The 12,452-nt window shown below is 72.3% G+C and carries 13 protein-coding genes; 6 read left to right on the top strand and 7 right to left on the bottom strand.

Annotated features, from left to right (window positions below; all coding sequences use genetic code 11):
- Positions 1-87: 87 nt before the first annotated feature.
- Entirely contained in the window at positions 88-1,119 is a 1,032-nt protein-coding gene (locus KU893_RS04305; RefSeq protein ID WP_218233071.1) for a hypothetical protein, read from the top strand.
- 24 nt (positions 1,120-1,143) lie between these two features.
- Here KU893_RS04305 and KU893_RS04300 read toward each other — a convergent pair whose 3' ends face one another.
- On the bottom strand, positions 1,144-2,316 hold the full coding sequence (locus tag KU893_RS04300; RefSeq protein ID WP_218233070.1) for a pyridoxal phosphate-dependent aminotransferase: 1,173 nt from the start codon (positions 2,314-2,316) through the stop codon (positions 1,144-1,146).
- A gap of 27 nt (positions 2,317-2,343) precedes the next feature.
- Here KU893_RS04300 and pyrE point away from each other — a divergent pair, with 27 nt between their 5' ends.
- Positions 2,344-2,889, top strand: coding sequence for an orotate phosphoribosyltransferase (gene pyrE / locus KU893_RS04295; RefSeq protein ID WP_218233069.1), 546 nt, complete (start codon positions 2,344-2,346; stop codon positions 2,887-2,889).
- A 134-nt stretch (positions 2,890-3,023) separates the two neighbouring features.
- On the opposite strand, the gene KU893_RS04290 is transcribed toward pyrE, so the two are convergent.
- Together KU893_RS04290 and KU893_RS04285 are read right to left on the bottom strand one after the other, a co-directional pair.
- Positions 3,024-3,458, bottom strand: coding sequence for a VOC family protein (locus tag KU893_RS04290; RefSeq protein ID WP_218233068.1), 435 nt, complete (start codon positions 3,456-3,458; stop codon positions 3,024-3,026).
- Positions 3,459-3,582: 124 nt separating this feature from the next.
- Positions 3,583-4,317: a DedA family protein gene (locus tag KU893_RS04285; protein ID WP_257440857.1), complete on the bottom strand. Its 735-nt coding sequence runs from the start codon at positions 4,315-4,317 to the stop codon at positions 3,583-3,585.
- Between the two features lie 133 nt (positions 4,318-4,450).
- Between KU893_RS04285 and KU893_RS04280 the strand changes: the two genes are divergently transcribed.
- Positions 4,451-5,098 carry a TrmH family RNA methyltransferase gene (locus tag KU893_RS04280; RefSeq protein ID WP_218233149.1) on the top strand — a complete coding sequence of 216 codons (648 nt, stop codon included), beginning with the start codon at positions 4,451-4,453 and terminating at the stop codon, positions 5,096-5,098.
- Between the two features lie 5 nt (positions 5,099-5,103).
- On the opposite strand, the gene KU893_RS04275 is transcribed toward KU893_RS04280, so the two are convergent.
- Both KU893_RS04275 and KU893_RS04270 read right to left on the bottom strand, forming a co-directional pair.
- Positions 5,104-5,601 carry a SigE family RNA polymerase sigma factor gene (locus KU893_RS04275; RefSeq protein WP_218233067.1) on the bottom strand — a complete coding sequence of 166 codons (498 nt, stop codon included), beginning with the start codon at positions 5,599-5,601 and terminating at the stop codon, positions 5,104-5,106.
- Entirely contained in the window at positions 5,601-6,212 is a 612-nt protein-coding gene (locus KU893_RS04270; RefSeq protein WP_218233066.1) for a hypothetical protein, read from the bottom strand. Before KU893_RS04270 ends, KU893_RS04275 begins: the two co-directional genes overlap by 1 nt.
- A 113-nt stretch (positions 6,213-6,325) precedes the next feature.
- Between KU893_RS04270 and fbaA the strand changes: the two genes are divergently transcribed.
- Entirely contained in the window at positions 6,326-7,357 is a 1,032-nt protein-coding gene (fbaA, locus tag KU893_RS04265; protein WP_218233065.1) for a class II fructose-bisphosphate aldolase, read from the top strand.
- 4 nt (positions 7,358-7,361) lie between these two features.
- Complete coding sequence (gene ilvA / locus KU893_RS04260; protein WP_218233064.1) at positions 7,362-8,660, top strand: threonine ammonia-lyase IlvA; 1,299 nt, start codon at positions 7,362-7,364, stop codon at positions 8,658-8,660.
- 85 nt (positions 8,661-8,745) lie between these two features.
- Here ilvA and KU893_RS04255 read toward each other — a convergent pair whose 3' ends face one another.
- Complete coding sequence (locus tag KU893_RS04255) at positions 8,746-10,248, bottom strand: DHA2 family efflux MFS transporter permease subunit (protein WP_257440855.1); 1,503 nt, start codon at positions 10,246-10,248, stop codon at positions 8,746-8,748.
- A 58-nt stretch (positions 10,249-10,306) separates the two neighbouring features.
- On the opposite strand from KU893_RS04255, the gene KU893_RS04250 reads away from it, so the two are divergent.
- Positions 10,307-10,729: a DUF3151 domain-containing protein gene (locus KU893_RS04250; RefSeq protein ID WP_218233062.1), complete on the top strand. Its 423-nt coding sequence runs from the start codon at positions 10,307-10,309 to the stop codon at positions 10,727-10,729.
- A gap of 30 nt (positions 10,730-10,759) precedes the next feature.
- On the opposite strand, the gene lysS is transcribed toward KU893_RS04250, so the two are convergent.
- Complete coding sequence (lysS, locus tag KU893_RS04245) at positions 10,760-12,448, bottom strand: lysine--tRNA ligase (RefSeq protein WP_218233061.1); 1,689 nt, start codon at positions 12,446-12,448, stop codon at positions 10,760-10,762.
- Positions 12,449-12,452: the final 4 nt, after the last annotated feature.

Here is a 12,452-nt window from a genome sequence, read left to right as displayed (position 1 = left end):
ATGCGCTTGTCAGGGGTTGCAACCCCTGACAAGCGCATGACTCGCCCATCCGGTGTGACGTGTGGGGCGGTCTGGTGGAATGGGGCCATGAGCGAGGAGCAGCCCCGGCCGGGACAGGCGACGCTGGCGGGCGCGCTGATCGTCGGCGGGTCGGTGTTCGTCGTCCTCGCCGCCTGGCAGCGGATCTCCAGCCTGCACACCCTCGAGGTGCAGGAGGAGCTGCAGCGGATCCTCACCGAGCCGATGACCGCCGATCTCGGCATGGACGTCGACGCCCTCTCCGCGACGATCCGGGTGCTCTGCATGATTGGTGCGGGCGCCGCGACCGCCTCGGCGATCCTCGGCATCCAGGTCTTCCGCCGCTCCGCGAGCGCCCGGATCGCGCTGACCGCCCTGTCGCCGCTGCTGTTCGTCGGCGGCCTCGCCACCGCGGGCTTCCTCGCGCCGATGGTCCTCGCCGGGATCGCGCTGCTGTGGCTCCAGCCGACCCGTGACTGGTACGCCGGCCGCCCGTGGATCCAGCGCTACGAGGAGCGCCGCGCCGCCCGGCTCGCCGCCCTCCGGCCCCCGGCACCGCAGTCCGGCCCCGTGCCGCCGCAGTCGGCGTCGCCGATGGCGCGGCCCGTGCCGGCGCCCGGCGTACCCCACGCCCCGCTTCCGTTCGACCGGCAGCGCCCCGTGGTCGGCCCCCGGCCGCCCGCGCTGGTGGCGGCGTGTGCGATCACGTGCGCCGTGGCGGTCGCCATGGTGCTGCTGGTCGCGGCGATGGCGGCCTACGTGTCGGCCAACAGTGCGGAGCTGTTCGCCGAGGTGATGAAGGACCAGCCGTCCTGGTTGAACACCTCGGACCTCACCGAGGACGACCTCGTCGCCGGCACCTACGTGCTCGTGGCGGGCGCCGCCGCGTGCGCGCTGGGCGCCATCGTGCTGGCCGCGCTGGCGTTCGTCGGACAGAACTGGGCGCGGATCGTGCTCGCGATCGGGTCGGCGAGCGGCGCTGCCCTCTCGCTGTTCCTCGCGCTCGGTGCCTGGCCGCTGGTCATCCTGGTCGCCGCCTTCGCCGGCATCGCCAGCCTGTTGATGCGGCCCGAGGTGGCCCGGTGGTACGTCGGGCGCTGACCCCGGCCGCGCCCGATCCGCGGCTCAGGCGCTCAGGTCGGCGCCGCCGAGCCGGCGCACCGCCTCGGCGATGACCTCCGGCCGCTTGCAGAAGGCCCAGCGAACCAGGTGCCGGCCGCAGCCGGGGGCGTCGGGGTCGTCGTAGAAGACCTCCGACGGGACAGCCACCACGCCGGCCCGCTCGGGCAGCGCGCGGCAGAAGTCGCCGCCGCTGGCCCAACTGAGATCGCTCACGTCCGTGGTGGCGAAGTAGGTCCCCTCGGGCAGGTACGTCGTCAGGCCGGCCGCACGCAGGCCCGTGACGAGCTGGTCGCGCTGGGCCTGCAGGTCGTGGGCGAGGGCCGTGGGGAAGGCGTCGCCGGCGTCGAGGGCGGCGGCCACCGCCGGCTGGAGTGGCGCGCCGGAGGTGAAGGTCAGCCACTGCTTGGCGGCGGTGACGGCGGCGACCAGCGGTGCCGGCCCGGTCGCCCAGCCGACCTTCCAGCCGGTCACCGACCACGACTTCCCGGCACTGGACAGGGTCAGGGTCCGCTCGGCCATGCCGGGCAGCGTCGCGAGCGGAACGTGCGCGCGAGCGTCGAAGGTGAGGTGCTCGTAGACCTCGTCGGTCACCACGAGCAGGTCGTGCTCGATCGCGACCCGGGCCACGGCCACGAGCTCGTCGGCGTCGAGCACCCGCCCGGTGGGGTTGTGCGGGGTGTTCAGCAGGATCAGCTTCGTCCGGTCGCTCACCGCCGCCGCGAGCTCGGTCGGGTCGAGGCGGAAGTCGGGTGCGCGCAACGTCACCGGCCGTCGTACGCCCCCGGCGAAGTCGATCATCGCCGGGTAGGAGTCGTAGTAGGGCTCGAGCACGACGACCTCGTCGCCGGGGTCGACCAGGCCGAGGAGTGCGCCGGCGATCGCCTCGGTGCAGCCGGTGGTCACCACGACCTCGCGGTCCGGGTCGAGGTCGATGCCGTAGCGGCGCCGCTGGTGGCGCGCGATCGCCTGCCGCAGCGCGGGGACACCGGGCCCGGGCGCGTACTGGTTGGCGCCGCCTCGCAGCGCCGCGACCGCGGCGTCGAGGATCACCGGGGGGCCGTCGGTGTCGGGGAATCCCTGGCCGAGGTTGACGGCGCCGGTCCGGGCGGCGAGCGCGGACATCTCGGCGAAGATGGTCGCGCCCATCCCGGCGACGCGGCGAGCTGCAGGAGGCACGCCCTGCACGATAGATAATGTCGAACCGTGACGACCACCGACACCGCCCTCGCCGCCGACATCGACGCCACCTGCCGCCTCACCGGTGAGTTCGTGCTCCGGTCCGGCCAGGTGAGCAACGAGTACTTCGACAAGTACCTCTTCGAGGCGGACCCGCTCCTCCTCGCCCGCGTCGCCCGCGAGGTCGCCCAGCTGCTGCCGGCCGACGCCGAGCTGCTCGGCGGCCTGGAGATGGGCGGCATCCCGATCGCCACCGCGGTCAGCCAGCTCGTCGGCCTGCCGGTCGTGTTCGTCCGCAAGAAGGCCAAGGAGTACGGCACCGCCAAGCTCGCCGAGGGGCCGTCCTACGAGGGCAGCAAGGTGGTCCTCATCGAGGACGTCATCACCACCGGTGGTGCGGTCCGCGACGCGACCAACGCGCTGCGTGCGGGGGGCGCGGTCGTGGAGACCGTGGTCTGCGCGATCGACCGGAGCCCGGCCGGCGAGAACCCGCTCGCCGACGTGGCGCTCGAGGTCCGCGCCGTGCTGACCAAGGCCGAGCTGGACGCGGCCCGGGCGGCCGCCCAGGCCTGACGTCGCGACGGCTGGCGAGGCGTCCCAGCAGCACCAGCCGTCACACCGGTCAGGCAATTCATGCGCTGGTCAGGTGTTGCAACCCCTGACCAGCGCAGGGATCCCCGGACATCCGGGGATCCCTGCAGCCGGGCTCAGCCCTCGCTCGGCGCGCCGGCGATGTTGACCAGCCAGTCGACGCCGTACTTGTCGGAGAGCATCCCGAAGGTGTCGCCCCACGGCGCCTTCTCGAGCGGCTGGTGGACGGTCGCGCCCTCGGAGAGTCCCTCCCACCAGGCGCGGAGGGTGGCCTCGTCCTCGGCCGGGCCGCTGATGCTGACCTGCTGGGTCTGCGGCTCGCCGGGCACGTGGGAGGGGTGGTCGGCGCCCATGAGGAGCACGGCGTCGGAGACCGACAGGGACGAGTGCATCACCCAGTCGACCTCGGACTCGGCGACACCCATCGCCGTGCCGCCCATGTCGGCGAAGGTCATCATCGTGAGCTCGCCGCCGAGGACGGACTGGTAGAACGCCATTGCCTCGCGGGCCTGGCCGCGCCAGTTGATGTAGGGGTTGAGGTTGATCGCCATGGTGACTCCTGGGGGTGGCTGGGTCGGTTGGGGTGGATGCCGGTTGGACCGGCGCCCGCTTCGAAAATCATCGCGGCGAGCACCGACAGTCACCACCAACGCCCGGCGACCACCGGGCGACCGGTCACTCGACGGGCGAGTCGACCTCGACGGCGTCATTGGTGCGGGCCTTGGCGCCGGGGCGCTTGTGCCGCCACCACTCCCACGCGAGCGGGACCGCCGAGAAGGCGAGGATGGCGAGGGTCACGTAGTCGATGTTCTCGCCGAGCGCCGGGATGGCGGCGCCGAGGAAGTAGCCGAGCAGGGTGATCGACACGACCCACAGCACGGCACCGACCGCGCTCCACAGGAAGAACCGGCGCCGCTCCATCAGCGTCACGCCCGCGACCACGGTGATGTAAGTGCGCACGAAGGGTACGAACCGGCCGATGACCAACGCCTTGTTGCCGTGCTTGTCGAAGAACACGCTCGTGTTGTCGAAGTACTTCTTCTTCAGGATCCGGCCCTCGCGGTGGTACAGCGGCGGGCCGAGCTTGCGCCCGATCTCGTAGCCGGCGACGTTGCCGCCGAACGCGGCGATCACCAGCAGGACGCAGGCGATGGCGAGCTCGACGGGCTCGTTCGAGATCCCGACGACGGAGTAGCCGGTCTTGTTGCTGCCCGCGATGAACAGGCCGAGGGCGAACAGCAGCGTGTCGCCGGGCAGGAACGGGAAGAAGAGGCCGCACTCGACGAAGACGATGGCCATCGCGATCCAGATGAAGGTGGTGCCGTATTCGTGCTGCAGCCATTCAGGATCGAGCCACTTGATCCCGAGCAGCATCGGCACGACGAAGGGGGTCGCGACCAGCGAGTTCACGACGCCACGCTACCGGCCGGTGCCCAACGGGGTGGTGGTTAGGGTGCCATCCGTGGACGAGCCGGTGGACCAGCCCGCGGACCAGCCTGCGGACCAGCCCGTGGTCGAGGACGAGCGGGCGCCGTACGACCCGATGCCGCACGGGCAGCCGGAGGTCGGCGTGGGGCCCTGGCCGGGAGCCTGGCCGCAGGGCCCCGGCAGTGAGGTGTACGACGAGACGCTGCTGCGCGACGGCGATCGCCGCAACGTGGTCGACCGGTACCGGTACTGGTCGGTCGAGGCGATCGTCGCCGACCTCGACCAGCGTCGCCACGGCTTCCACGTCGCCATCGAGAACTGGCAGCACGACTTCAACATCGGCACCATCGTCCGCTCGGCCAACGCCTTCCTCGCCGCCGAGGTGCACATCGTCGGCAACCGGCGCTGGAACCGCCGCGGCGCCATGGTCACCGACCGCTACCAGCACGTCCGCCACCACCCCAGCGTTGCGGAGCTGCACGCCTACCTCGCCGAGTCCGGGGTGCCGCTGCTCGGCATCGACAACCTCCCCGGCTCCGCCCACCTGGAGACGATGCAGATCCCCGAGCGGGTCTGCTTCCTGTTCGGGCAGGAGGGGCCGGGGCTCTCGGAAGGCGCCCGCGAGGCCTGCGACGGCACCTTCTCGATCGCCCAGTTCGGCTCGACCCGGTCGATCAACGCCTCTGCCGCGGCCGCGATCGCGATGCACTCGTGGGTGCGCCAGCACGCCGACCTCGGCAGCGACGAGGCCTGGCGCGGCTGACCGGATCAGGCGGGCTCCGCCTCCTCCAGCCTCCCCCGCAGCGCGTGCAGCCCGCGCGACGTGTGGCTCTTGACGGTCCCCTCGGAGATGCCGAGCTCGGCGGCGACCTCGGCGACCGGCAGCCCCAGCCAGTGCCGCAGCAGCACCGCCGCCCGCTGCTGGGCGGGCAGGGTCTGCAGCGCGGCGACCAGCGAGTCGCGCTCCGCCGGGTCCAGGCCGGGGGAGGCCGGCAGGTCGGGCAGGGTCTCGGTCGGGACCTCCCGGCGTACGGCGCGCCGCGACTCGTCGATCACCGCGTTGAGCAGGATCTTGCGGACGTACGCGTCCTCGGTGCCGTTGCGGGAGACCCGCGGCCAGGCGACGTACAGCCGGACCAGCGCGGTCTGCACCAGGTCGTCGGCGCGGTGCCAGTCGCCGCACATGCCGTAGGCGATCCGGCGCAGCTGGTCGCGGCGGGCGGTGGCGAACTCGACGTACGCCGCCTCGCGCTCCGCGCGCCTCATCAGCCGGCCGCCTTGCTCGAGAAGCTGAGGTCCTTCTGGTCCGCGAGCCAGCTGGCCAGGTCGGGGGAGTCGGTGCCGTCGTCGGGGCCGGCGATGCCGCCGCCCGGCTGACTGTGGCTGCCGTTGCCCTCGTCCACGGCCGGCATCCGGTACAGGATCACCCACCGGACCTCGCCGCCCTTGCGCAGGTCGAGTGCCACCGAGTCCCTGATCGCCACCTGCTGGCCGCTGGCGTACAGGCCGGTGACCGGCTGGTCGATCCGCTCGACGACCTCCCAGCCGTCGCGCACCAGGACCACGTCGTCGTGCTGCGGGTCGTAGCCGGCGGGGAAGCCGTCGACGAGGTTGTCGGTCGGAGCCAGTCCCGCGGAGGAGACGCCCGCGGCGACCTGGACCTGCTCGCGGGCCGGGCCACGGCTGTCGCCGACCTGGGAGGTCACGGCCACGCCCGCACCGCCGAGCACCAGCGCCAGGGCGAGCGCCGCGCCGCCCCGGACGAGCCGCTGCCGTCGTACGGCACACCGACCGGCCCCCACCGTCGCCCTGACGTCGAAGGTCGGCGGCGGCGGCGTGCGCAGCTCGGCGTCGAGCCGGTCCGTGATGTCCTGCATCTGGTCCTCCAGGGGTGGGGGTTCACTCAAGCAGGGATACGCACGCCGACGGCGATCGGTTGTCACGGTAGGTTGAGGCGGACGTCACCGCACCCTGCGCAGGAGCCAATCGCATGCCCATCGCCACCCCTGAGAAGTACGCCGAGATGCTCGACGCCGCGAAGGCCGGCTCGTTCGCCTTCCCGGCCATCAACGTCACGTCCTCGCAGACGCTCAACGCGGCGCTCAAGGGCTTCGCCGACGCCGGTTCCGACGGCATCCTGCAGGTCTCGACCGGCGGCGCGGAGTACCTCTCCGGCCCGTCGGTGAAGGAGATGGTCACCGGCTCGGTCGCCTTCGCCGCGTACGCCGCCGAGGTCGCCAAGAACTACCCGGTCAACATCGCGCTGCACACCGACCACTGCCCCAAGGACAAGCTCGACGGCTTCGTCCGGCCGCTGCTCGCCATCTCGGCCGAGCGGGTCGCCCGGGGCGAGGCGCCGCTCTTCGGCTCGCACATGTGGGACGGGTCCGCCGTACCGCTCGACGAGAACCTGCAGATCGCCGAGGAGCTGCTCGCGAAGGCCGCCGCGGCCAAGGTGATCCTCGAGATCGAGGTCGGCGTCGTCGGCGGCGAGGAGGACGGCGTCGTCGGCGCGATCGACGAGAAGCTCTACACCACCCCCGAGGACGCGCTGGCGACCGTGCGGGCGCTCGGCATCGGCGAGAAGGGCCGCTACCTGACGGCCCTGACCTTCGGCAACGTGCACGGCGTCTACAAGCCCGGCAACGTCAAGCTCCGTCCGGAGATCCTGCGCGACGCGCAGGCCGCGATCGTGGCCGAGCTCGGCCTGGCCGACGGCGCCAAGCCGTTCGACCTCGTCTTCCACGGCGGCTCGGGCTCGACGGCCGAGGAGATCGCGGCGGCGGTCGACTACGGCGTGGTGAAGATGAACATCGACACCGACACGCAGTACGCCTTCACTCGCCCGGCCGCGGACCACATGTTCCGCAACTACGACGGCGTGCTGAAGATCGACGGCGAGGTCGGCGACAAGAAGGCCTACGACCCGCGTGCCTGGGGCAAGGCCGCCGAGGCCGGCATGGCTGCCCGCATCGTCGAGGCCACCGAGAACCTGCGCTCGGCCGGCAAGACCGTCGGCTGATCCGTTGGTCGGCACGGCACTCCCCACCGCGGCGGACGTCGACCGGGCAGCCGCCCTGCTCGGGTCGGTCATCGCGCCGACCCCGCTGCAGCGTGCCGACCGGCTCTCCGCGCTCACCGGGTTCGACGTCTGGCTCAAGCGCGAGGACCTCACCCCGGTCCGTTCCTACAAGGCCCGCGGCGCCTACACGGTGCTCGCCGGCCTCACCGAGGAGGAGCGGTCCCGGGGCGTGACCTGCGCGAGCGCCGGCAACCACGCCCAGGGTGTCGCCTTCGCCTGCGCCCGGGCGGGCGTGCACGCCACGATCTTCCTGCCCCGCACCACCCCTCGGCAGAAGCGCGACCGGGTCGCCGCCCTCGGCGGTGACCAGGTCGAGGTCGTCATCGCCGGCGACCAGTACGACGACGCGGCCGTCGCCGCCGCCGAATTCGCCGCAGCGTCGGGCGCGACCGTCGTCCCGGCCTTCGACCACCCCGGGATCATCGCCGGACAGGGCACCGTCGCCGCCGAGATCCTGACGCAGTCCGCCGAGCTCGGCTGGCAGCCCGACGCCCTCGTCCTCCCGGTCGGCGGCGCCGGCCTGCTCGCCGGCTCGCTCACCGTGCTCGGTGAGCGGCTTCCCGGCGTCCGGGTGCTCGCGGCCGAGCCCGCCGGCGCCCCCTCCCTCGCCGCCGCCCTGGCCGCTGGCGGCCCGGTGGAGCTCGACTCCGTCGACCCGTTCGTCGACGGCGCCGCCGTACGCCGGGTCGGGGACCTCACCTACCGCGTCGTCGCCGACGCCCGGGCCACCATCGACCTCGCGCTGGCGGCCGTCCCGGAGGGCCTGATCTGCGTGGAGATGCTCGACCTGTACCAGGTCGACGGCATCATCGCCGAGCCCGCCGGTGCCCTGGCGCCCGCCGCGCTGCGCCTGCCCGTCGCGGCCACCGGCCTAGCGGGGCTCGCCCCCGGCAGCCGGGTCGTCGCGGTCCTCTCCGGTGGCAACAACGACGTCTCGCGGTACGCCGACATCGTCGAGCGGGCTCTCGTCCACGAGGGCCTCAAGCACTACTTCCTCGTGGAGTTCCCGCAGGAGCCGGGAGCGCTGCGCCGCTTCCTCGACGACGTGCTCGGGCCCGACGACGACATCACGCTGTTCGAGTACACCAAGCGCAACAACCGCGAGACCGGCCCCGCGCTGGTCGGCATCGAGATGCAGTCGCGTGACGACCTCCCCGGCCTGCTGGCCCGGATGGAGGAGTCGCGGCTGCGCGTCGAGAAGGTGCCGCCGGACAGCCCGCTGTTCGGCTTCGTGCTGTCATAACGCGAGCCTGGACGAGAAAACTGGCGCTGGGACGAGGAAGTTTCCTCGTCCCAGCGCCAGTTTCACCGGCCGGCCGGTGAAACTGTCACTCCGCCGCAGCCGGCTGGGGCGCGCCGAACCCCTCGTGCCGCGGAACCTCGTAGAACATCACGGCGATCAGGCCGACGAGGTACATCGCCGCGGGCAGCCACAACGACTGCTGCATCGCCTTGCTGAACAGCTCGGCAACGTAGGGGTCGGGGATCTGGGCCGCCCCGGCCTCGCCGTGGGCGGCCGCGCCGGGCAGGTAGTGGGCCAGGCGGCTGTCCATGAGGACGGCGATCGCGGCCGCGCCGAGGACCGAGCCGACCTGGCGGGTGGCGTTGTAGACGCCCGCGCCCGCACCGGCGAGGTGCAGCGGCAGGTTGCGGTTGGCCGTGGCGGCGGTCGGCGCCCAGATGAAGGCGTTGCCGATGCCGATGACGCCCATGGGCACGGCGATCTCCCACACCGCGATCCCCGGCTCGAGGCGCCAGATGAGCAGGAGGAAGCCGACCAGGCTGGCGGCGAACCCGAAACCGACGACCTGGCGCGGGTGCAGCCGGTCGGTCAGCCGGCCGACGGGCTGGGCCAGGAAGATCGACATCACGGCCATCGGCACCATGAGCAGTGCCGCCTCGGTCGGGGAGTTCCCGCGGACCGCCTGGGCGTAGAGCATCAGCGGGAAGCCGAAGGAGGCGCCGATCGAGCCCATGCAGGTGATGGCGACGTTGGAGACCGAGAAGTTGCGGTCGCGGAACAGGCTGAGCGGCACCAGCGGCTCAGCCCGGTTGTAGCGCTGCCACACGATGAACACGACGAACAGCGCGACACCGGCGGCGATCATCGCGATGATCCAGCCCGCCCAGTCCATCTGGTGGCCCTCCTGGATGCCGAAGCAGAGCAGGAACATGGCCGCACCGGACAGCGCGACGCCCAGCCAGTCGAACTTGTGGGCGTGGGTCGGGAGCGCCGGGACCAGGCGCCACGCCATCACGAAGGCGACCAGGCCGACGGGGATGTTGACGAAGAAGATCCACTCCCAGCCGAGGCCGTCGGTGAGCACGCCGCCGAGGATCGGGCCGACCACCATCGCCACACCGGCCGTCGCGCCCCAGACCGCCATCGCGCTGCCGCGGTGTGCCGGGGGGAAGATCCGGGTGATGATCGCCATCGTCTGCGGCGTCATCATCGAGGCGCCGAAGCCCTGCACCACCCGGGCCAGGATCAGGCCGTCGACCGTGGTGGTCAGGCCGCACCACAGCGAGGCGAGGGTGAAGACGGTGAGCCCGGCGAGGTAGAGGTACTTCGAGCCGAACCGGTCGCCGAGGCGTCCCATGATGAGGACGGGGACGGCGTAGGCGAGCATGTAGGCGCTGGTCACCCACACGACGTCGTTCACGGACGCGTCGAGGTCCTCGATGATCGTCGGCGTCGCGACCGTCACGATGGTCAGGTCGACCAGGATCATGAAGAACCCGATGACCAGGGCCCACAGGGCCGGCCAGGGGTTGACCTCGGCAGTCGCGGGCGGGTTCGTCGCGGGGGACGTGGGTGCACTCTGCGTCACGAACACCAGTCAACACCCGGGCGCCGACACCGCTTCCCGATCCGGCAACAATGGGGCCATGAGCATCACGCCCGGCACCGACCTGATGGCCGGCCCCCCGCCCACGCACCTGCCCGTCGACCCCGCCGAGGCGCTCCTCGCCGAGGGCCACGCGCCCGCGGCCGTCGTCCGCCGGCTCCCGGCCTCCCCGCTCGCCTGGGCGGCCCTCGCCGAGGAGGCCCGCGACGGCGGTGCGGACGACGTGACGGTCTACGCCTACTCCCGGGTCGGCTACCACCGCTCGCTCGACCTGCTGCGCCGCAACGGCTGGAAGGGGCACGGCCCGGTGCCGTGGGAGCACGAGCCCAACCGGGGCTTCCTGCGCGCGCTCGCGCTGCTCGCCCTCACGGCCCGCGCGATCGGCGAGACCGAGGAGTGGGAGCGCTGCTCGACCTTCCTGCGCGACTCCAGCCCGACGGCGTACGACGAGCTGCTGGCCTGATCCCTGCCCGGGCCGCAGCCCGGAGGGACCTCAGCGAGCCAGCAGTGCCCGCACCCGGTCGGGACCGAGCGCGGCGAACAGGGTGGGCAGCCGCGGGCCGCGCTCGGCGTCGACCAGCAGGTCGTAGAGCAGCTTGAAGAACGCCTTCTGGTCGGCCTTCACCTCGTCGGTGGGGGCGTCCTCGACGGTCAGGCCGCGGGCCAGCTTGGGCACGCCGTAGATCAGCGTGGTCAGCGCGTCCACGGAGTCGAAGGAGGCCGGCAGGCCGTCGAGCAGCAGCTCCAGCCAGCGCGCCTCGTCCTCGTCGAGGGCGGCCAGGCGCTCCGCGTCGGCGGTCTCGCGGACGGTCGTGCGCTCCTCGGGATCGACGTACTCGGTGATCCAGGTGGCGGCCTTCGCGAGCCGCGGCTCGAGGTCGGCCTCGCTGGCGCCGACGGTGCGCGCGGTGATCTCCCGCGAGCCGGCGGTCACGTCGGCGACCGACGACAGCATCCGGAACGGTACGACGACCGCCGGGGTCGGCAGCGTGCCGGCGGTCGAGGTGGCCGAGGCCCGCTCCCAGGCCAGGACCGCGGCGTCGCGCTTCTCCGGGACGGCGGCCTTCTTCGTGAGGGCGTCCCACTCGTCGTACAGGCGCAGCACCTCCTGGCCGAAGTCGACGTTGAACGCCTGCTTGGGCTGCCGGCGCGCGTAGAGCCAGCGCAGGATCGGGGCCTCGAGGATCCGCAGTGCCTCGGCCGCGGTGGGCACGCCGCCCTTGGAGGACGACATCTTCGGCATGCCGGCGACGCCGACGAAGGAGTAGCCGACGAACGACGGGGCGGTGCCGCCGAAGATCGGGCCGACGATCTCCTTGCCGACGGTGTACGACGAGCCGGGGGAGGCGTGGTCGACGCCGCCGGGCTCGAAGTGGACGCCTTCGAAGGTCCAGCGCATCGGCCAGTCGACCTTCCACACCAGCTTGCCCTCGTCCTGGGTCGCGACGTTGGTGACGTAGGAGTCGCCGCACACGTCGCAGGTGTAGGCCAGGTCGGTGGTCTCGTCGTCGTACGACGTGAGGGTGACCGTGTCGCGGCCGCAACCGCGGCAGTACGGCTTGTAGGGGAAGCGGGCGAGGTCCTCGCTGGCGCCGTGGCCGGCGTCGTCGGCCTCGGCGGTCGACTCGGCGGTCGACTCGGCGCCCTCGACCTTCTTGGTGCGGAACCGGGACATCACGGTCTCGATCTCGCCGCGCTTGCCGATGGCGGTGAGGATCTGCTCGCGGTAGGCGCCCGAGCGGTACATCGCGGTCTGGTCGACCTCGACCATGTCGCAGCCCATCTCGACGAGCGCGGCACGCAGCGGGGCCTTGTAGCGCTCGCCCCAGTTGGCGAACTCGCCCGTGGGGTCGGGGACGGCGGACAGCGGGCGTCCGATGTGCTCGTTCCAGGCGGTGTCGACGCCGGCCGGCACCTTGCGGAACCGGTCGTAGTCGTCCCAGCTGTGCAGGTGGCGCACGTTGATGCCGCGGCGGCGGATCTCCTCGGCCACGAAGTGCACGGTGAGGAACTCGCGCAGGTTGCCGAGGTGGATCGGCCCGGACGGGCTGATGCCGGAGGCGCAGGTGACCAGGTCGGGCAGGGTGCCGCCGTTGACCTGCTCGGCGTGCCGGAGCGCCAGGTCGGCGGTCCGGGTCACCCAGTCGGCGGGTTCCTGCTGCGTCTGCTGTCCACGTGCCACGGCG

The organism is Nocardioides daeguensis, from assembly GCF_019192965.1.
Taxonomy (GTDB): domain Bacteria; phylum Actinomycetota; class Actinomycetes; order Propionibacteriales; family Nocardioidaceae; genus Nocardioides; species Nocardioides daeguensis.
Note: the sequence above shows the minus strand (reverse complement) of the source record. Positions and strands in the feature narration are given on the sequence as shown.

Excerpts from the sequence above, each read along its gene's own strand:
- KU893_RS04305 (WP_218233071.1), top strand. The coding sequence starts at position 88 with ATGAGCGAGGAGCAGCCCCGGCCGGGACAGGCGACGCTGGCGGGCGCG.
- KU893_RS04290 (WP_218233068.1), bottom strand. The coding sequence starts at position 3,458 with ATGGCGATCAACCTCAACCCCTACATCAACTGGCGCGGCCAGGCCCGC.
- KU893_RS04280 (WP_218233149.1), top strand. The coding sequence starts at position 4,451 with ATGCCGCACGGGCAGCCGGAGGTCGGCGTGGGGCCCTGGCCGGGAGCC.
- KU893_RS04275 (WP_218233067.1), bottom strand. The coding sequence starts at position 5,601 with ATGAGGCGCGCGGAGCGCGAGGCGGCGTACGTCGAGTTCGCCACCGCC.
- KU893_RS04270 (WP_218233066.1), bottom strand. The coding sequence starts at position 6,212 with ATGCAGGACATCACGGACCGGCTCGACGCCGAGCTGCGCACGCCGCCG.
- fbaA (WP_218233065.1), top strand. The coding sequence starts at position 6,326 with ATGCCCATCGCCACCCCTGAGAAGTACGCCGAGATGCTCGACGCCGCG.
- KU893_RS04250 (WP_218233062.1), top strand. The coding sequence starts at position 10,307 with ATGAGCATCACGCCCGGCACCGACCTGATGGCCGGCCCCCCGCCCACG.